General features: G+C 69.5%; 14 protein-coding genes and 1 tRNA gene. 5 read left to right on the top strand and 10 right to left on the bottom strand.

The window, feature by feature from the left end; translation table 11 throughout:
* Positions 1-19: 19 nt before the first annotated feature.
* The 7 genes from BM204_RS06755 to argS all read right to left on the bottom strand — a co-directional run bounded on the left by BM204_RS06755 (position 20) and on the right by argS (position 8974).
* Complete coding sequence (locus tag BM204_RS06755) at positions 20-403, bottom strand: response regulator transcription factor (RefSeq protein WP_091111483.1); 384 nt, start codon at positions 401-403, stop codon at positions 20-22.
* A 49-nt stretch (positions 404-452) separates the two neighbouring features.
* Positions 453-2351 carry a transcription termination factor Rho gene (gene rho / locus BM204_RS06750; RefSeq protein ID WP_091111481.1) on the bottom strand — a complete coding sequence of 633 codons (1899 nt, stop codon included), beginning with the start codon at positions 2349-2351 and terminating at the stop codon, positions 453-455.
* A gap of 249 nt (positions 2352-2600) precedes the next feature.
* The gene (gene thrB, locus BM204_RS06745) at positions 2601-3509 is read right to left on the bottom strand and encodes a homoserine kinase (protein WP_091111480.1); all 909 of its coding nucleotides are present in this window, start codon (positions 3507-3509) and stop codon (positions 2601-2603) included.
* A 10-nt stretch (positions 3510-3519) separates the two neighbouring features.
* Complete coding sequence (gene thrC, locus BM204_RS06740) at positions 3520-4602, bottom strand: threonine synthase (protein ID WP_091111479.1); 1083 nt, start codon at positions 4600-4602, stop codon at positions 3520-3522.
* Complete coding sequence (locus BM204_RS06735; protein ID WP_091111477.1) at positions 4599-5906, bottom strand: homoserine dehydrogenase; 1308 nt, start codon at positions 5904-5906, stop codon at positions 4599-4601. The genes thrC and BM204_RS06735 overlap by 4 nt, the downstream gene beginning before the upstream one ends.
* A complete protein-coding gene (gene lysA, locus BM204_RS06730; RefSeq protein ID WP_091111475.1) occupies positions 5899-7302 on the bottom strand; it encodes a diaminopimelate decarboxylase in 1404 nt (467 codons plus the stop codon). The genes BM204_RS06735 and lysA overlap by 8 nt, the downstream gene beginning before the upstream one ends.
* 7 nt (positions 7303-7309) lie before the next feature.
* Positions 7310-8974, bottom strand: a complete 1665-nt coding sequence (argS, locus tag BM204_RS06725; protein ID WP_091111473.1) for an arginine--tRNA ligase — start codon at positions 8972-8974, stop codon at positions 7310-7312.
* An 87-nt stretch (positions 8975-9061) separates the two neighbouring features.
* On the opposite strand from argS, the gene BM204_RS06720 reads away from it, so the two are divergent.
* Positions 9062-9136, top strand: a tRNA-Arg gene (locus tag BM204_RS06720).
* Between the two features lie 27 nt (positions 9137-9163).
* On the opposite strand, the gene BM204_RS06715 is transcribed toward BM204_RS06720, so the two are convergent.
* Complete coding sequence (locus tag BM204_RS06715; protein WP_091111472.1) at positions 9164-11269, bottom strand: acyltransferase family protein; 2106 nt, start codon at positions 11267-11269, stop codon at positions 9164-9166.
* 199 nt (positions 11270-11468) lie between these two features.
* Between BM204_RS06715 and BM204_RS06710 the strand changes: the two genes are divergently transcribed.
* Positions 11469-12905, top strand: a complete 1437-nt coding sequence (locus BM204_RS06710) for a hypothetical protein (RefSeq protein ID WP_091111470.1) — start codon at positions 11469-11471, stop codon at positions 12903-12905.
* 633 nt (positions 12906-13538) lie between these two features.
* On the opposite strand, the gene BM204_RS06705 is transcribed toward BM204_RS06710, so the two are convergent.
* Together BM204_RS06705 and BM204_RS06700 are read right to left on the bottom strand one after the other, a co-directional pair.
* Complete coding sequence (locus BM204_RS06705) at positions 13539-14462, bottom strand: LCP family protein (RefSeq protein ID WP_246166199.1); 924 nt, start codon at positions 14460-14462, stop codon at positions 13539-13541.
* Positions 14459-15064 carry a hypothetical protein gene (locus BM204_RS06700; RefSeq protein WP_091111468.1) on the bottom strand — a complete coding sequence of 202 codons (606 nt, stop codon included), beginning with the start codon at positions 15062-15064 and terminating at the stop codon, positions 14459-14461. Before BM204_RS06700 ends, BM204_RS06705 begins: the two co-directional genes overlap by 4 nt.
* Positions 15065-15237: 173 nt before the next feature.
* On the opposite strand from BM204_RS06700, the gene BM204_RS06695 reads away from it, so the two are divergent.
* Genes BM204_RS06695 through BM204_RS06685 form a run of 3 tightly spaced genes read left to right on the top strand, consistent with a single transcriptional unit; the run spans position 15238 to position 19882 of the window.
* Complete coding sequence (locus BM204_RS06695; RefSeq protein ID WP_246166201.1) at positions 15238-19017, top strand: multifunctional oxoglutarate decarboxylase/oxoglutarate dehydrogenase thiamine pyrophosphate-binding subunit/dihydrolipoyllysine-residue succinyltransferase subunit; 3780 nt, start codon at positions 15238-15240, stop codon at positions 19015-19017.
* An 11-nt stretch (positions 19018-19028) separates the two neighbouring features.
* Positions 19029-19205 (top strand): DUF6104 family protein, encoded by a 177-nt coding sequence (locus BM204_RS22560; protein ID WP_091111465.1) that lies wholly within the window; start codon positions 19029-19031, stop codon positions 19203-19205.
* A gap of 50 nt (positions 19206-19255) precedes the next feature.
* Positions 19256-19882 (top strand): acetoacetate decarboxylase family protein, encoded by a 627-nt coding sequence (locus BM204_RS06685; protein WP_091111463.1) that lies wholly within the window; start codon positions 19256-19258, stop codon positions 19880-19882.
* Position 19883 lies beyond the last annotated feature (1 nt).

The following is a 19883-nucleotide window of genomic DNA, read 5'->3' as shown; positions in this document are numbered from 1 at the left end:
CTCCGGGGGAGATGCCCCGCTAGGAGACGCCGCCCTGGGCCCGCGCGAGCAGGGCCTCGACCCGCGAGGCGAGCTCGCGGGGGCTGAACGGCTTCGTGATGTAGTCGTCGGCGCCGGAGTCGAAGCCGGTCTCGACGTCGGACTCCTGGGCCCGGGCCGTCAGCAGGATCACGGGCAGGTCGACCAGGGCGGGATCGGCCCGGATCAACCGGATCGCGTCGAGTCCTGACGTGCCGGGCATCATCACGTCCAGCACCGCCAGGTCGGGACGCTGTGCCTGGCAGGCCTCGACCGCCGCGGCGCCGTCGCCGACGGCGACGATCTCGTGCCCGAGCATCGACAGCTTGAACTCCACGAGCTCCCGGATGTCCACGTCGTCATCAGCGACCACGATGCGTGCCACGTCGTCCCTCTCCCTGGTGATTGTGCGGTCAGCCTAGCCCCGGCCGACCTCAGTCGTCCTGGCCGCCTGCCGTGGGCGTCGTCTTCTGGACCTGCAGCAGGAACTCCATGTTGCTCTGCGACTTCTTCAAACGCTCCAGGAGAAGCTCGAGAGCCTGCTGGCTGTCGAGCCCGGAGAGCACGCGGCGGAGCTTCCAGATGATGGCCAGCTCCTCCTTGCTCATCAGGAGCTCCTCGCGACGGGTGCCCGACTGCACGGCGTCGATCGCGGGGAAGATGCGCTTGTCCGCGAAGTCGCGGCGCAGTCGGATCTCCATGTTGCCGGTGCCCTTGAACTCCTCGAAGATCACCTCGTCCATCTTCGAGCCACTCTCGATCAGGGCCGTGGCCAGGATCGTCAGCGAGCCGCCGTTCTCGATGTTGCGGGCCGCACCGAAGAACTTCTTGGGCGGGTAGAGCGCAGCCGAGTCCACGCCGCCGGACAGGATCCGGCCGCTTGCCGGGGCCGCCAGGTTGTAGGCGCGGCCGAGCCTGGTGATGCCGTCGAGCAGCACCACGACGTCGTGACCGAGCTCGACGAGGCGCTTGGCCCGCTCGATCGCCAGCTCGGCGACCATCGTGTGGTCGGAGGCCGGGCGGTCGAACGTCGAGGAGATGACCTCGCCCTTCACGGAGCGCTCGAAGTCGGTGACCTCCTCCGGACGCTCGTCGACCAGCACCACCATGAGGTGGCACTCGGGGTTGTTGGTCGTGATCGAGTTGGCGATCGACTGCATGATCATCGTCTTGCCGGCCTTGGACGGCGACACGATGAGACCGCGCTGGCCCTTGCCGATCGGGGCGGCGATGTCGATGACGCGGCCGATGAGGTTGCCCGGCTCGGTCTCGAGTCGCAGCCGCTCCGAGGCGTAGAGCGGCGTGAGCTTCTGGAACTCCACCCGGTTCTTCGCCGTCTCCGGGTCGGCTCCATTGACGCTCTCGATGTGCACCATCGGGTTGAACTTGGCCTTGCCCTCGCCGTCGCGTGGCTGGCGCACCTGGCCGAGGATGGCGTCGCCGCGACGCAGGCCGTACTTGCGCACCATCGACAGCGAGACGTAGACGTCCTCGACCCCGGGCAGATAGCCGCTGGTGCGGACGAACGCGTAGTTGTCGAGCACGTCGAGGATGCCGGCAGCCGGCACCAGGACGTCGTCCTCGAGGATCGTGGTGTCGGGCTCGTTGCGCCCCGCTCCGGCGGGGCCGGCCTGACGGTTGTTGCGGTCGCGGCCGCGACGGCGGCGGTTGCGGCCGCTGCCCTCCTCGCCGTCCTGCTGGTCCCGGTCCTGCTGCTGGTCCCGCTGGCGGTCCTGCTGGGCCCGGTCCTGCTGGCGGTCCTGCTGGGGCCGGTCCTGCTGGCGGATGCGCTCCTGCTGACGCTCACGGTCCCGCGTGGCCTGGATCTCGCGGTCCCGCGTGGCCTGGGCCTCGCGGTCGCGGGTGGTCTGGGCCTCACGGTCACCGGCGGCCTGGGCATCACGGTCCCGGCTGGGTGGCTCCTCGCGGTCCTGCTGACGGTCCTGCTGACGGTCCCGGGTGCGGCGGGTGCGCTCGGTCTTCACGACCACGGGCGCGGCCTCGGCCTCGCCCGCCTTGTCACTCGCCTTGTCACTCGTCTTGTCGACTGCCTTGTCGACCGGCTCGTCGACCGGGAGCTCGGCCGGCTGCTTGTCGGTCGACCTAGCGACCCGCTTCGCGGACGTGGTCGGGGCTGACGAGGCGCCCGCCTGGGCCGCCTTGATCGCGTCGACGAGCTGAGCCTTCTTCATGCTCTTGGCGCCGGGGATGCCGATGCCGCCGGCCATCGACTTCAGGTCGGCGAGCAGCAGGGAGTTGAGCCCGCCACCGCGCTTCTTGGGAGCCGACGCGGCAGCGTCAGGGGCGGTGGAGGTTTCGATGGTTTCCGTCACGTGAGGTCCTTCCCACGTCAGTGCCGCACTGGTGTGATCACCCACGGCTACATGTCAGGGGCCCTGCCTCGACGTCGCTCACGCAGGAGGCCGACGGGTCGTGCGGATGCTCCGCACGAGCCAAGGAAGGGTGGGTGCTCCTCGCGGATCGACTGCCCTGACGGGCCGTGGTCACACGAAGGAACTGCGTCGAGGGGCTGACGCGCGGTCAATGTATCACTGCGCCGGCGGCCTCAGCGGCGGGTTCGCTCAGGCGAGTCGTACGCCGTCGCTGTCGATCGCGAGCGCCAGCACCTGCCAGCCCTGGGGCGCTCGCCCGAGGAGCTCCTCGGTGCCGGAGCTGGCCACCCCGTCGCTGAACGCGAGCACCGTGGGACCGGCCCCGGAGATCACCGCTGCGACTCCGTCGGCACGCAACCGGTCGACGAGCTCAAGAGAATCGGGCATGGCCGGGCGGCGGTAGTCCTGGTGGAGGTAGTCGCGCGTGGCCAGCCACAGGTGCTCGGGACGACCGGCCAGCGCGGCGACGAGGAGCGCCGTACGTCCGGCGTCGGCGGCCGCCTCGGCGTGGGGCACCTGCGCGGGCAGGAGACCGCGGGCCACCTCGGTCGAGACCGGGGTCGGCGCGATGAACACGACGGCGCTCACGCGGGGGTCGACCGAGGAGTCGACGGCGTAGAACGCGTCGCCTTGGTGGCCGGAGATCACGAAGCCGCCGCGCATCGCCGGAGCCACGTTGTCGGGGTGGCCCTCCAGGTCCGCGGCCAGACGGAAGAGCGCCTCGTCGTCGAGGAGCAGCGCTCCCCCGGCGACGAGCGACCGGGCCAGGAACACGCCTCCGACGATGGCTGCCGACGAGGAGCCGAGCCCACGTGCGTGGGGCACGACGTTGGTGCACGAGAGGCGCAGGCCCGCAGGTTGCCCACCCAGGAGGTCGAACGCGGCACGCATGGAGCGGACGACGAGGTGTGTCTCGTCGAGGGGTACGGCGCCAGAACCGGCCCCGGTCACCTCCACGACCAGCCCTTCCGCGACGACCTCGCCCTCGAGGTGGTCACGCAGGTCGAGCGCGAGGCCGAGCGAGTCGAAGCCCGGCCCCAGGTTGGCCGAGGTCGCGGGCACCGAGACGCGCACGGGTCCCTCCACGAACGTCACCACGGTCGCGCCCTCAGGCCAGACCGGCGGCCTGCGCCGCAGCGGTCACGTCGGCGTCGATCACCGTGTCGACGAGCGCACCCACGCCCTCGAGTGCGGTGGCGATGTCCTTGAGCCCGTGGCCGGTGACCGTGATCGCCACGGTCGAGCCGGCGTAGGACTCGCCGGCGGCCAGCTCCTGGAGGATCCCCGCGATGCCGGCGGCAGAGGCCGGCTCCACGAAGACACCGTCACGGGACGCCAGCTCACGCTGCGCCGAGAGGATCTGGTTGTCGCTGACGGCCGCGAAACGCCCGCCCGACTCGTTGCGGGCCGCCTCGGCGAGCTTCCACGAGGCGGGGTTGCCGATGCGGATCGCGGTGGCCTTCGTCTCCGGGTCGGGGAACGGCTCGCCGGTCACGAGGGGCGAGGCGCCCTCGGCCTGGAAGCCGCGCATGACCGGTGTCCGGGTGGTCACACCGAGAGAGTGGTACTGCGTGTAGCCGAGCCAGTAGGCCGCGATGTTGCCGGCGTTGCCGACCGGCAGCAGGTGGTAGTCGGGGGCGTCTCCGAGGAAGTCGGCAATCTCGAAGGCGGCGGTCTTCTGGCCCTCGAGCCGCATCGGGTTGACCGAGTTGACCAGGGCCACGGGGTAGTCCCAGGCGAGCTGGCGGGCCAGGGTGAGGCAGTGGTCGAAGTTGCCGCGCACCATGATCACCTGGGCGCCGTGCAGGATCGCCTGGGCCATCTTGCCGGCGGCGATCTTGCCCTCGGGGACGAGCACGAGCGGCTTGAGGCCGGCCTTGGCGGCGTAGGCGGCCATGGCGGCCGACGTGTTGCCCGTCGAGGCGCAGACGACTGCCTCGGCACCATCGGCCTTGGCGACCGAGATCGCGGTCGTCATGCCACGGTCCTTGAAGGAACCGGTGGGGTTGTTGCCCTCAACCTTGAGCCAGACCTCGGCCCCGGTCAGGCCGGAGAGCCACTCGGAGAAGACCAACGGCGTCCCGCCCTCCCGCAACGTGACGGCGGGCGTGCCCTCGGGGATGTCGAGCAGCGGGCGGTACTCCTCGATCACGCCACGCCACTGGTGGGTGCGGGTCACGGTGGTCGTCATTCGGTCTCTCCCTCGACCCGCATCACCGAGGTGACCTCGCGGACGTTGTCCATGCCTCGCAGGTGCTCCACCGTGGCACTGAGCTGGGCGTCGGTGGCCTCGTGCGAGACCACGACGAGCTGGGCGTCGTCACCGCGACCCTCCTGACGCACCGTCTGGATCGACACGTCGTGCTCGGCGAAGGCGAGGGCCACGGAGGCCAGCACGCCCGCGCGGTCGTCGACGTCGATGGCCACGTGGTAGCGGGTGCGGGTCTCGCCCATGGCCAGCACCGCGCGGTCGGCGTAGGCCGACTCCCCCACGCCGCGGGTGCCGGCGAGGTGGTTGCGGGCCACGGTCACGAGGTCGCCGAGCACGGCGGAGGCCGTGGGCGCGCCGCCGGCACCGGGGCCGTAGAACATCAGCTGGCCGGCCGCCTCGGACTCGACGAAGACCGCGTTGTAGGCCTCACGCACACTCGCGAGCGGGTGCGAGCGCGGGATCATCGCGGGGTGCACGCGCACGGCGACCGCGTCGTCTCCCCCCGCAACCGCCCTGAGCTCGCAGATCGCCAACAGCTTGACGACGCTGTTCATCTCGCGGGCCGACTGCACGTCGGCGGCTGTGACCTCCGAGATGCCCTCGCGGTAGACGTCGGAGGCGGTCACCCGGGTGTGGAAGGCCAGGGAGGCCAGGATCGCTGCCTTGGCTGCGGCGTCGAAGCCCTCGACGTCGGCGGTGGGGTCGGCCTCGGCGTAGCCCAGCTCCTGGGCTTCCTCGAGGGCCTCGGCGAAACCGGCGCCCGAGGAGTCCATCTTGTCGAGGATGAAGTTGGTGGTGCCGTTGACGATGCCCAGCACCCGGGTGACCTTGTCACCGGCGAGCGACTCGCGAAGCGGCCGCAGGATCGGGATGGCACCGGCGACGGCGGCCTCGTAGTAGAGGTCGCGGCCGGCCTTCTCAGCCGCCTCGAAGAGCGTCGGGCCGTCCTCGGCGAGCAGGGCCTTGTTGGCCGTCACCACCGAGGCGCCGTGCTCGAGCGCGGACAGGATCAGCGACCGGGCCGGCTCGATGCCACCGATCACCTCGATGACCAGGTCGACGTCGTCGCGAGCCACCAGCCCGTCAGCGTCGGTCGTCAGCAGGCCATCGGGCACCTCGACGTCGCGCGTCGCGTCGATCCGTCGTACGGCGACCCCGACGAGCTCGATCCGCGCACCGATGCGCGCCTCGAGGTCGGTGGCCTGCTCCTGGAGCAGCCGCACCACCTGGGAGCCCACCGAGCCGCACCCCAGCACCGCGACCCGCAATGACCGCTTATCCATCTACCGCACCCACATCCGTCGCCAACAGGTCCTCGATCGTCTCGCGTCGCACGACCACGCGTGCGACACCGTCCTTCACCGCGATCACCGGGGGCCGCAGCGCATGGTTGTAGTTGGAGGCCATGGACCGGCAATAGGCACCCGTGCCGGGCACCGCCAGTAGATCACCTGGCGTCAGGTCGGACGGCAGGAACTCGTCCTTCACGACGATGTCGCCGGCCTCGCAGTGCATCCCGACGACGCGCGCCAGCATCGGCGGCGCCTGCGAGGCGCGCGAGGCGAGCGTGCACGAGTAGTCGGCGTCGTAGAGGGCGGTGCGGATGTTGTCGCTCATCCCGCCGTCGACCGAGACGTAGGTGCGCACGGCGCCACCGTCCAGCGCCACCGGCTTGACCGTGCCGACGGTGTAGACCGTGCACATCGAGGGGCCGACGATCGCGCGACCGGGCTCGATGGAGAGCCGGGGCTGCTCGATGCCCAGCGCGCGGCACTCGTGCTCGACGATCTTGCTCATCTCGACGGCCAGCTGCGCGGGCTCCGACGGGTCGTCCTGCGTGGTGTAGGCGATGCCGAAACCGCCGCCGAGGTCCATCTCGGGCATCGTCAGCCCGACCTCGCTCGCGACCCTGGCGTGCAGCGCGAGCACCCGTCGGGCCGCGACCTCGAAGCCGCTGGAGTCGAAGATCTGGCTGCCGATGTGGGAGTGCAGGCCGAGCAGCTCGAGCCCCTCGGCGGCGACCACCCGTCGTACGGCCTCGAGGGCGTCACCGGACGTGATCGAGAAGCCGAACTTCTGGTCCTCGTGGGCGGTCGCGATGTATTCGTGGGTGTGGGCCTCGACGCCTGCCGTCACCCGGATCATGACGGCTGTCGTCGTGCCGAGGTCGGCCGCGACCGAGGCGAGCCGCTCGATCTCGGTGAAGCTGTCGACGATGATCCGCCCGACGCCAGCGTCGACGGCGCGACGGAGCTCCGGACGGGACTTGTTGTTGCCGTGGTAGCCGATGTGGGCGGGATCGACCCCGGCGCGCAGCGCGACGGTGAGCTCACCGGGCGAGCAGACGTCGAGACGCAGGCCCTCCTCGGCCACCCAGCGGGCGATCGTCGTGCAGAGGAACGCCTTGCCGGCGTAGTAGACGTCGTAATCGGCGAAGGCGTCCCGGAAGGCTCGCGCCCGGGCCCGGAAGTCGTCCTCGTCGAGGACGTAGGCCGGGGTGTTGAACTCCGCGGCGAGGTCGGCGAGGGCCACTCCTCCCACGACCAGGTCACCGTCGTCCTTGCGCGTCGTGCCGGACCACAGCAGCGGGACCAGCTCGTTGGGGTCGGGAGGCTCGCGCAGCCACGATGGGAGCTTGAGCGCACCAGGAGCGTGCGCCCAGCCTGCTTCGTGCGTCATCGCCCGATCACATCCGCTCGGGCGCGGAGACGCCGAGCAGCGCCAGGCCGTTCTCGAAGACCGTCCGGGTCGCCTGCACGAGGAGCAACCGGGCGCGGTGAAGCTCGGTCGGCTCCTCGTCGCCCTTGGGCAGGACCGGGCAGCTGTCGTAGAAACGGTGGAAGGAGCCGGCCGTGTCCTCGAGGTAGCGTGCCACCCGGTGCGGCTCGCGCAGCTCGGCGGCGGCGGTCACGACGCGAGGGAAGTCCGCGAGCGCGCGCAGCAGGTCGCCCTCCTTCTCGTCGGAGAGCAGGCTCGGGTCGAAGCCCTCGGACGCCGGCAGGACGCCGAGGTCGGCGCCGTTGTGAAGCAGGCGCCAGGTCCGCGCCGCAACGTACTGGACGTAGAAGACCGGGTTCTCGCCGGCTGCCTTGGTCCACAGGCCGAGGTCCAGGTCGATGTTGGAGTCGCTGCTGTAGCGGGCGAGTGCATAGCGGGCTGCGTCGACGCCGATCGCGTCGACGAGGTCGTCGATCGTCACCACGGTGCCCGCCCGCTTCGACATCCGCAGCGGCTCGCCGTCCTGGAGGAGGTTGACCATCTGCCCGATGAGGATCTCGAGGTTCTCGTGCGGTTTGTCGCCGAAGGCGGCGCACATCGCCATCATCCGCGAGACGTAGCCGTGATGGTCGGCGCCGAGCATGATGAAGCAGCGGTCGAAGCCGCGCTCGCGCTTGTCGAGGTAGTAGGCCAGGTCGCCGGAGAGATAGGCACCCTCGCCATCGGACTTGATGATGACCCGGTCCTTGTCGTCGCCGTACTTCTCGGTGGCGAGCCAGGTGGCGCCGTCCTTCTCGTAGGTGCTGCCGAGCGCCGTGAGTCGCTCGACGGCCCGAGCAACCGCTCCGCTCCTGTGCAGGTCGTCCTCGTGGAAGTAGACGTCGAAGTCGACGCCGAAGTCGTGCAGGCTCTGCTTGATCTCGGCGAACATCATGTCGACGCCGACCTGGCGGAAGGTCTCGAGGGAGTCCTCGGGCGACCGGTCGAGCGCGTCAGGCGTCTTCTCGAGGACGGCGCGGGCGATGTCGTGGATGTACTGACCGCCGTAGCCGTCCTCCGGGGCCGGCTCGCCCTTCGCGCTCGCCAGCAGCGAGCGGCTGAAGCGGTCGATCTGGGCGCCGTGGTCGTTGAAGTAGTACTCCCGCGTCACCTCGGCGCCGGTCAGGGTGAAGATCCGGCCGAGTGCGTCACCGACGGCGGCCCAGCGCACACCACCGATGTGGAGCGGCCCCGTGGGGTTGGCCGACACGAACTCGAGGTTGATCTTCTCGCCGGCGAACGCGTCCGAGGCGCCGTACGACGCGCCGGCGGCGACGACCTGCTGCGCGACGAGGCCCTGGGCGCCGGCGGCGACGGTGACGTTGAGGAAACCGGGGCCGGCCACCTCGACCTCGGCAATGCCGTCGACGGCCTCGAGCCCACCCTTGACGAGCTCGGCGAACGCGCGCGGGTTCATGCCGGCCGACTTGGCGAGCCGCATGGCCACGTTGGTGGCGTAGTCGCCGTGCCCCTTCTGGCGGGGTCGCTCCACCGTGACCGTCGTCGGGACACCGTCCGGCAGGGTGACCTCACCCGTGGTGGACAGGGTCGTCAGGACATCGACGATCGCGGTGGAGAGCTGCTCAGGAGTCACCGGTCCAGCCTATCGGCGGGGCAGCGTGGACTCCGAACCGGTTTCACCCTCGGACACCGGCGCCTGTAAGGTCGACCCGCACCCCGGGCCCCCGTAGCTCAGGGGATAGAGCGTCGCCCTCCGGAGGCGAAAGCGCAGGTTCGAATCCTGCCGGGGGTACCAACCAGACAGACCTCGACCGCCACCGGCTCAGCCCGTGAAGTCGAGCTCCATCTTCTCCGCCAGCTTCGGCGCGAGGTAGGTCGAGTACTCCACGGTGATGTGCTCGACGTCGCGGTGCGTCACCATCCGACCCACGACCGTGGGGCACTTGTCCTCCACGCAGAACCACGGACGCGTGATGATGAACTCCGCTCCCGTGGCTTCGGCGGCGCGCTTGGTGGCACGCGTCATCCGCTCCGAACGCGACTCCGGAGCGGAGAGGCAGCCGAGCAGGGTCGGGTCGTCCCGGGTGAGGCAGTCGATCGGGCTGGTGCGGTGGATGGGCGGGTCGCCGATCACGACCGTCTGGCCGCTCGACGGCATCACCCGGTCGATGGTCGCCTCCATGCCGGACTCCATCAGGGCCACGAGGGAGTCGTTGTCGTCGATCGTCTCGCCGTCCACGACGAAGCCGCGCTCGTTGGCGTCGGTCGCGAGAACGGTCAGGTCGGGCTGCAGCTCGTCGATGGAGTCGAAGGCCCAGTCCTGGAACTCCTCGCAGCCGACGCTCGCCCCTCCCGAGGTGGTCACCGGCGTCTGGTCGACCGACGGGCAGCCGTTGCGCACGAGAGCGTAGAAGACGTAGCCCTGGTCTTCGGCGATCGCGTCGAGCGCCGGAACCCACTGCCGGGCATGGCTATCGCCCATGAGGACCATGACCTGGTCGCTCTCGACGTCGCCCCGAGGGCACAGCTCGAGATCCTCGGTCTCGATATCGATGTACTCGCAGTCGCCGAGCGAGGCGGTGCTCTCCTGGAGGTCGAGCGGGTTGGGCTGGAGGTCGCCGGGCATCGGCATCTCGTTCTCCGCGGCCAGGACCGATGCCTCGACGAGGGCGACGAAGGGGTCGTCGTCGAACCGGGCCGGCGGGTCGGAGGGGTCCTGGCCGTAGTTGGTCAGGGAGATCGCCGCACCACCGTCGTCGGAGCCGGCGCGCACGACGTGGTTGGCGACCGCGACCGAGGGCAGCACGATCAGGACCGTCGCGGGGTAGAGGAGCAGCGCACGGGTCTTCCCGACGCTCCACACCTTCTTCGTCCGGAACGGCGTCTCGACCCAGATGTAGGTGGCGGCGCTGAGCGCCAGGGCCACGAGGAGGACGGCGCCGCCGCGCAGGCCCGAGATGTCCCCGAACTGGTAGTCGGCCACAATGATCAGCGGCCAGTGCCAGAGGTAGAACGAGTAGGACCAGTCCCCCACCACGCGCATCGGGAGCACCGAGAGCGCCTTCTGGGGTCCCCAGGCCGCGACCCGCTCTAGACCGCCCAGGAGCAGCAGTGCTGTGCCGATCGTCGGGACGGCCGCGGCCGAGCCGGGGAACGGCGTGGCCTCGGTGAACACGAGCGCCGACCAGGCGATGAGCCCGACCCCGACCCACGACCCGAGGGCGAGCAGGAATGGCATCGCGATGACCCTCAGTCGTGAGAGGTACGGCGTACCGGCCGCGGCGAGCGCACCCAGCGCGAGCTCGTAGGCCCGCGCGGGAGTCGAGAAGTAGGCGGCCAGCGGGTTGGTCGCAGTGAGGTGCAACGACCAGGCGAAGGACGCGACGACGACGGCCCCGAGCACCAGGGCTGCGGCCTTGCGCGGCCCCCCGACGCGTCGGGACAGCAGCGCCAGCGCCGCGATCAGGATCAGCGGCCAGAGCAGGTAGAACTGCTCCTCCACCGCCAGCGACCAGTAGTGCTGGAGCGGGGAGACGGGCTCGCCCTGGGCGAAGTAGTCGGTCTGGTCGGAGGCGAACTTGATGTTAGCCGCGAAGAAGGTCACCCAGATGGCCTGCTCCCCCACGGCCAGCGCACGGGCGCCGTCGAGGAAGAGCACGGAGAGCACGATCGTGACCAGCGTGACCAGCAGGGCCGCGGGTAAGATCCGGCGAGCACGTCGGGCGTAGAAGCTCGAGAGCGAAACCGTGCCGGACCGGTCCGCCTCGCGCAGCAGCAGCGAGGTGATCAGGTAGCCGGAGATGACGAAGAAGACGTCGACCCCCACGAAACCACCGTGGAAGGGGCCGATGGCGGCGTGGTCGAGGGCCACCAGGGTCACCGCAACGGCTCGGAGCCCTTGGATGTCCTGCCGAAAATGCACCTGCACGCAGCGGGACCTTACCGACCCGTGCGAGGTCTCCCTAAAACCCGGACGGCGGGTCGATTGCCCGTCATGATGAGCGACATGCTTAACCGCCCTCCCCTAGTGGTCTAGATGTGTCTATAACCTCCCACCCCGTCGCCCGTTGAGGGGTCGAGCGGACTCGGCCGTGCCCTCGCCTCGCCATCCCCATAGGAGTATTCGCATGAAGAGTTCGATCGTCAGGTCGGTGGCCGTCGCGGCCGCCTGCGCCGCGGGGCTGAGTGCCAGCCTCACCACGCTCCCCGCCGTCGCTGCGCCGTCCGACGCCGCCGCCGCCAAGACTGCTGTCACGAACTTCGGCTACAAGGCCAGCGTCTTCGGCACCAAGGTCCGCGTCAACAACGTCGAGCTCCGCACGCTCCGTGACGCCAACCTCCAGATGCCCTGCACCCGCAAGGTCGGCGTCGATAAGGCCCAGCCCTCCATCGTCTCGGTCCCCCTCGCGATCGGCAACGACCTGATCAAGGTCGCTGCCTCGACGAGCACCAGCAACACCTACCGCAACGCCGCCAAGGGGATCAACGGCGTTCGTGCGGTCAACACCGTGGCCGACATCGCCCTGGGCGGCGAGATCGCCGGCGTGCCTACCCCGGTTCTGAAGGTGGAGGGACTGCAGTCCGTCGCCGACTCGTTCTTCGATGCCAAGGCAAACGGCGGAAAGGGCGCCTTCAAGTCTGACAGCTCCTTCGGCTACCGCGGCCTGAGCCTGGACCTGCCCGAGGGCAACCCGATCTCGGACACGCTCAACACCCTCTTCGACGCCCTTGGCGTCCCCGCAGACCAGGTCTTCGAGCTCGTGAACGTGCCCGTTGCCACCCTGGTCGACGTTCTGAGCTCCGTCGGCACCATCACCATCCCGGGCCTGGGCGCCATCAGCCTCGGCACCGAGAATCCCCGCGTCGGCAAGAACTTCGCCTCGTCAGAGGCCTACGCCCTGAAGCTCCTCGTGGACGCCACCGGCGAGGAGACCGTGCTCCAGCTCGGCCGCGCCAGCAGCCGCATCAGCCGCCCCGTTCCCGCCGGCGTCTTCCGCTCCACCATGTCGGCCCTGGAGCTCAGCGCCATCGGCGGCCTCGTCTCCCTGGGTGGCATCTCGCAGAGCTCCATTCCCTGCGAGGGCACCTTCGGCAAGACCCGCAGCATCGAGACGGGGTCGGCAAGCCTGATCAACGACCAGCTCGGCATTACGCTGAGCGACATCAAGTACCTCTACAGCGGCAGGCAGGACCGGACGAGCGGTCGGGGATTCACCTCGTCCACCATCGGTAGCGTCAACATCAACGTCCCCAACACGCTGGACATCGTGATCGAAGGACTCACCTCCAAGGTCGCCCTGGTCCCGACCCAGCCCGGTGAGCGCGTCCGCACCAAGCTGACCACGACCTTCGCCAAGGTCCTGGTGAACGGCGAGGACGTCACCAGCCTCATCAAGCGTGGCCGTGGCTACGACTTCGGCGACGGGATCATCAAGATGCTGGTGGAGCAGGAGCGCAGCTTCTACGGAACGAAGGTGAACGGCCTGGCCATCACCATCCCGGCAGTCGAAACCACCATCAACCTGAACCAGGTCTCCGCCCGCTTCCTGGGTGGAAATAACTGACCCGTAGCACCTGAGCACCACGACATCGGGACGGCCTGTCTGGCCGTCCCGATGTCTCATTTCGCCGTCTCGGTGGTCGAGCCGGCCCGGTCGAAAACATAGGTCCCCGATCTGGGCCGTCCGCGTCCGCGACTGGTGCGCCAGCCCCGACGTGCAGGTGGTGGTGACGCCGGTCATCGACCTGACCGACCATGTCCACGTCAAGGCCGATGAGATCCCCGCGCGTCCCCGGGGCCGACGTGAGCTGATCGGCCACCACTGCGTGTTCCCGAGGCGCACCCGACCCGCGAGGTCCTGCGACATCGACCCACGTGTGGCGATCACCCAACCGGCACTACTTCCGCGTCGACGGCACCGGCACCATCACGACGCCCACCGCACTACCGCGCGAGACCTGAGTCCACCGCCCCACACCCCGCCGCCGGCGGGGTCATCGGCATGGCCGGACCTAGCCCGCGCCCTCGCCCAACGTGACCGGGGAGGTGACCGGGGAGGCGGCTCGGGCCTGCGCACGCCAGGGACCCCGTGCCGCACCCCGCACCACCCCGCGCTGCCGACGGGCGGGGGCAGGTCCAGACCCCTCCGCTCGAGCCGATCGTGGCCGGCGAGCGGAACGCGTGGCGAACGAAGCCGTCAGCAGCGCTCGATCGTGGCATCGTCGCGGGACTGGTCGCCGTAGCTGCGGGCCTGGTCGACGTAGGGCAGCACGACGCTGGCGCCGCCGATGTCGCCGATCCCGCCCTGGACGACGCAGCCGGTCACCTTCGCGGGGTCGACCTGGGCGATGGCCTGGGCGAGGCGGAAGAGCTCGCTCGGCGGGAGGTCGGTGTGCAGGTTCTTCATGACCGTCATGACACCGCTCTCCATGAAGCCGGGCTCGTCGGCGCGGGCGCGGATGGCGCCCTGGATGCCACGCAGGACCCGTTGCTGGTTGGCCGAGCGGTCGAAGTCGCCGCCCGGCAGCGTCTTGCGGATGCGGGAGAAGGCCATGGCACCGTAGCCGTCGAGCCGGATCTTGCCGGCCTGGAAGCCGTCGGGCTTGAGGTTCTCGTCGGAAAAGTAGCCTGGGTTGCGGACCTCGATGCCACCGATGTCGTCGACCATGTCTTCGAAGAACGGGAAGCGGGTGACGAACACGTACTCCGGCTGGATGCCGATCAGGTCACCCACCGCGCGGCCGAGCAGCTCGGGGCCGCCGTAGTACAGCGCGGCGTTGATGCGGTCGGAACCGACACCCGGGATGGAGACGTAGGAGTCGCGCGGCACGCCGATCGTGGTGGCGGCCCCCGTCTGGGTGTCGATCCCGATCAGCTGGAGGGCGTCACCACGCGTGCGCAGCATGTCCTCCCCCGGTCGCGCGTCGGAGCCGACGGCGAGGATCCAGACCCGCTGGGGGTCGAGGTCGATCCCCTGCGCACGCTCGATCTTGACCAGCTCGACCTGGGTGGTGGCGACCGTCGAGTCGGGCACCACGAGCGCCGCGACCGCGAGGACGCAGCCCAGGACGGTCGCCCGGAGCCCACGGCTGAAGCGGTCTCGGTGCTGGGTGCGCATCATCGGGCACTGCCTCTCGTCACGTCGTAGCCGAAGACCTGCCAGGCGCCGTCGCGATAGGTCATGAAGAGGCTGCCGCCGACGCGCTCCTTGCGGTTGACCTCACCACTGAGGCGCATCGTCAGGACCACCCGGGCGGTGACTCCGGCCGCCCGGTCGCTCGGCGCCAGAACATCGATGGTGAGGCGGCGCTGGAGGGCGACGACCTCGTCGAGGTCGGCCCCCCACGCCTTGTTGCTCATCAGGGCACCATCGGTGCGGGCGTCGGCGACAGCGCCCTGACTGAAGCCGGGAAAGGCGTCCGCGAAGTCCGTGCGCGGGTAGCTGCCGAGGTAGGCCGCGTCGATCCAGCCATCGACGACCTCGGTCACCTGGGCCTTGAGCCGTGCCCGCCGTGGCCCGCTGAGCTTCCCGACCACCTTCCCCACCGTCGCGACGGTCTCGAGGGGCGCAGGAGCGTCGACGTCGGTGCCCGCGGAGGCGTTCGGACCGCTTGCGTCGGGCTCGCTGTCGCCGCCCGAGCACGCGCTCAGGGGGACGCCGAGCAGCAGTGCGAGCGTGATCGCGGAGGCTGCCCGAGCGGGCCGGCAGGGAGGTCTGTGCATGGAGTCGAATCGTCCTCTCGTGTCGCAATTCGCGACCTGCGCCGGGGATGTGTCGTGGATCGCGTGACACCCTGCCTCAAACGCTGACCTGGGGGCGGCATTTGGTGCCCGGGGGGTCTAGCCTTGAGGGCACACCCATTCCCGCGCGCTCATCGGAAGAGGCGAAGCAAGTCGTGCCGCAGTCGTCAGGCAACCAGTCTCCAGCAGGCTCCCCCCAACCCTCCTCCTCGCTCGGAGCCAACGAGTGGCTCGTCGAGGAGATGAGGGAGCGTTACACCTCGGATCCCGGCAGCGTCGACCCTACGTGGGTCGACTACTTCACCAGCAACGGGTCCGGCAGCCCCTCGAGCAGCCCCTCGACCAGCCCCTCGACCAGCCCCTCGACCAACCAGGCCAGCAACGGCTCCGCCAACGGGACCGCCACCAAGGCTCCGGCCGCGGCCCCCTCGGCGCCGGCCGAGAAGCCGGCTGCCCCGGCCGTCAAGAGCGACGCCAAGCCCGCGGCGGTCGCCAAGCCGCGACCGACCTCCAAGGCCGCTGAGCCGGCGAAGGGCACCAGCAACCCGATGCCCAAGGAGACGCGCCCCGCCGAGCCTGCGGCGGCGAGCGACCAGCCGACCTACACCATCCTGCGCGGCGCGTCCGCCCGCACGGTGGCCAACATGGACGCCTCACTCACCGTCCCGACGGCGACCTCCGTGCGCTCGGTCCCGGTCAAGCTGCTCTGGGACAACCGCACGGTCATCAACAACCACCTCGCCCGCGCCCGCGGCGGCAAGGTCTCCTTCACCCACCTGATCGGCTACGCGCTGGTCAAGGCAGTGCGGTCGATGCCGGAGATGAACAACGGCTTCGAGGTCCGCGAAGGCAAGCCCAACCTGATCACCCCGGCCCACATCAACCTCGGTCTCGCGATCGACGTGCCCAAGCCAGACGGCTCGCGCCAGCTGCTCGTCCCGAGCATCAAGGCCGCGGAGTCGATGGACTTCGCCGGCTTCTGGACGGCCTACGAGGAGATCGTGCGCAAGGCGCGCGACAACAAGCTCGCGGTCACCGACTTCCAGGGCACCTCGGTCTCGCTGACCAATCCCGGCGGCATCGGCACCGTGCACTCGGTGCCGCGCCTCATGGCCGGTCAGGGCGCAATCATCGGGGTCGGCGCCATGGAGTACCCACCCGAGTGGCAGGGCGCCTCGGCCGAGGCGATCGCTCGCAACGCGATCAGCAAGGTCATGACGCTGACCTCCACCTACGACCACCGTGTCATCCAGGGCGCCCAGTCCGGCGAATTCCTCAAGCGCATGCACCAGCTGCTGCTCGGCGAGGACGACTTCTACGACGAGATCTTCCGATCGCTGCGCATCCCCTACGAGCCGATCCGTTGGAGCAGCGACATCTCGACGTCGCACGACGACGAGATCAGCAAGCAGGCCCGCATCCTCGAGCTCATCCATGCCTACCGCGTGCGCGGCCACATGATGGCCGACACCGACCCGCTCGAGTACCGCCAGCGCAGCCACCCCGACCTGGAGGTGGAGTCGCACGGCCTGACGCTGTGGGACCTCGACCGTGAGTTCGCCACCGGCTCCTTCGGGGGCGAGGGCCGTCGCTTCATGAAGCTGCGCGGCATCCTGGGGATCCTGCGCGACTCCTACTGCCGCACCACCGGCATCGAGTACATGCACATCATGGATCCCGAGCAGCGCCGCTGGATCCAGGAGCGCGTGGAGCAGCCGCACACCAAGCCGCCCCGCGAGGAGCAGCTGCGGATCCTGCTCAAGCTCAACCAGGCCGAGGCCTTCGAGACCTTCCTGCAGACGAAGTTCGTCGGGCAGAAGCGCTTCAGCCTCGAAGGCGGCGAGACCACCATCCCCGTCCTCGACGAGATCTGCGAGGCAGCCGCCGAGGCCGACCTCGACGAGGTCGCGATGGGCATGGCCCACCGTGGCCGGCTCAACGTGCTCGCCAACATCGTCGGCAAGAAGTACAGCCAGATCTTCCGCGAGTTCGAGGGCAACATCGACCCCCGCACGGTGCAGGGCTCTGGCGACGTGAAGTACCACCTCGGCGCCGAGGGTGAGTTCGAGGCCGGTTCCGGCGACACCATCAAGGTGTCCGTCGCGGCCAACCCCTCGCACCTCGAGGCCGTCGACCCCGTGCTCGAAGGCATCGCCCGCGCCAAGCAGGACGTGCTCGACAAGGGCGCCGCCTACCCGGTGCTGCCACTGCTCGTCCACGGTGACGCGGCGTTCGCCGGCCAGGGAGTCGTCGCCGAGACGCTCAACCTGAGCCAGCTGCGCGGCTACCGCACCGGCGGCACGATCCACGTCGTCGTCAACAACCAGGTCGGTTTCACCACCTCGCCCGGCTCGTCGCGCTCGTCGCTCTACTGCACCGACGTCGCACGGATGGTCCAGGCGCCGATCTTCCACGTCAACGGTGACGACCCCGAGGCCTGCATCCGGGTGGCCCGCCTTGCCTTCGAGTACCGCCAGGCGTTCAACAAGGACGTCGTCATCGACCTCGTCTGCTACCGCCGTCGCGGTCACAACGAGGGCGACGACCCGTCCTACACGCAGCCGCTGATGTACGACCTCATCGAGCAGAAGCGCTCGGTCCGCAAGCTCTACACCGAGTCCCTCATCGGTCGTGGCGACATCACGATCGAGGAGGCCGAGCAGGTCCTGCGCGACTACCAGCAGCAGCTGGAGCGGGTCTTCACCGAGGTGCGCGAGGCCAGCAGCCAGCCCTCGGAGTGGACCACGGTCCCCGACTACCCGGACAAGCCCGCCGGCGAGACCAAGACGGCCATCTCGCAGGAATACCTCAAGCGGATGTCCGACGCCTACGTCACGCCGCCCGACGGTTTCACGGTCCACCCGAAGGTGATGCCACAGCTGCAGCGTCGCGCGACGGCGATCACCGATGGCCCCATCGACTGGGGCACCGGCGAGATCCTCGCCTTGGGCTCGCTCCTCATGGACGGGCGCCCCGTGCGCCTCGCCGGCCAGGACTCGCGCCGCGGCACCTTCGTCTCGCGCTTCGGCACGATCATCGACCGCGTCAACGCCGACGAGTGGACGCCGCTGTCCTCGCTGACCGAGGACCAGGCGAAGTTCTACATCTACGACTCGCTGCTCTCCGAGTATGCCGCCCTCGGCTTCGAGTACGGCTACTCCGTGGCCCGTCCCGAGGCCCTGGTGCTGTGGGAGGCGCAGTTCGGCGACTTCGTCAACGGCGCCCAGACGGTCATCGACGAGTTCATCTCCTCAGGCGAGACCAAGTGGCGCCAGGAGTCAGGCGTCGTGCTGCTGCTCCCCCACGGTTACGAGGGCCAGGGACCCGACCACTCCTCGGCGCGCATCGAGCGGTTCATGACGATGGCGGCCGACGAGGCTTTCGTGGTGGCCCAGCCGTCCACGCCCGCGTCGTACTTCCACTTGCTGCGTCGTCACTCGCTGGGTGCGAAGCACCGCCCACTGATCGTCTTCACTCCCAAGTCGATGCTCAAGCGCAAGGAAGCGGCCTCGCAGCCGGACGACTTCACCACGGGTTCGTTCCGCCCGTTCATCGGCGACGCGGACGCCGACCCCGACAAGGTCGACACCCTGCTGATCTGCTCGGGTCGCGTGACGTGGGACCTCATGGTCGATCGCGCCAAGCGGGAGAACCCCGAGCGGTTCGCGATCGCCCGTGTCGAGCAGCTCTACCCGCACCCGATCGACGACATCAAGGACGAGATCGCGCGCTACCCCCACCTCAAGGGTGTGCGCTGGGTCCAGGACGAGCCGGTCAACATGGGTCCGTGGCCCAACTATGCGCTCAACGTCTGGCCCGAGGTCGACGCCCAGGTGGCGGGCATCACCCGCACCGCCTCCAGCTCACCGTCCGTGGGCACCGTCAAGCGTCACGCAGCTGAGCAGAAGGACCTGCTCGACCGCGCGTTCGCCTGATCGGAGGAGCGATGTACTTCACCGATCGTGGGATCGAGGAGCTCGAGAAGCGCCGGGGTGACGAAGAAGTCACCCTGGCGTGGGTAGCCGACCGGCTCCAGGAGTTCACCGACACCCACCCGGAGTTCGAGACGGCCGTTGAGCGGCTGGCCACCTGGCTGGCCCGCCTCGACGAGCCGGACGACTGAGGATCCGGCCGGACCGTGCCCATCGGCCCAGGCACCACTAGTCTGCGGCCATGGCCGAGCAACCGTACGAGACCACCGCCTACCCCGCTGCACCCTGGCGGATGGTGGGCTCGCTGTGGCTCTCGCTCTTCAAGGTGCGCGACGACGTCGACGACCTTCGCCCGGCGGGCATCTACGGCGCCGCCTTCGTCAGCTACGAGGACGGCAGCCCGCTGACCTACTCCGAGCTCCTGGTCGCCCGACCGATCACGTCGACCGAGCACGGCAAGCGGGTCAGCATCACCGACATCTGGGTCGACTCCCCCGCATCGGTCGCCGGGGGGCGCGAGCTGTGGGCCATCCCCAAGGACCTGTCCGACTTCACGCTCGAGAGCAGCCACACCGGACCGCTCTCCCGCACCGAGTGGTCCGCCTCGGTGGCCCGTCGGCCCATCGCCAGCGCCCGCTTCACCGATGTCTCGCGCGGCATGTTGCGACTGCCGTTCAAGGGCGGCACGTGGCAGCTGGAGCTGCCCGAGGGCGGCGGCGAGAAGACCGCCACTCTCCAGGGGTCGGCCAAGACCCTCCCCTGCCGCGGGGTGTGGGACTTCGCCGCGGACGGGCCGTTGGGCTTCCTGCGTGGCGCCAAGCCGATGGCGTCAGCCCGCATGGCGAGCTTCCGGATGACCTTCGGCTGAG

The organism is Nocardioides psychrotolerans (genome assembly GCF_900113685.1).
Lineage (GTDB): Bacteria > Actinomycetota > Actinomycetes > Propionibacteriales > Nocardioidaceae > Nocardioides > Nocardioides psychrotolerans.
The sequence above is the reverse complement of the archived record's forward strand: the minus strand, read 5'-3'. Positions and strand labels throughout refer to the sequence as shown.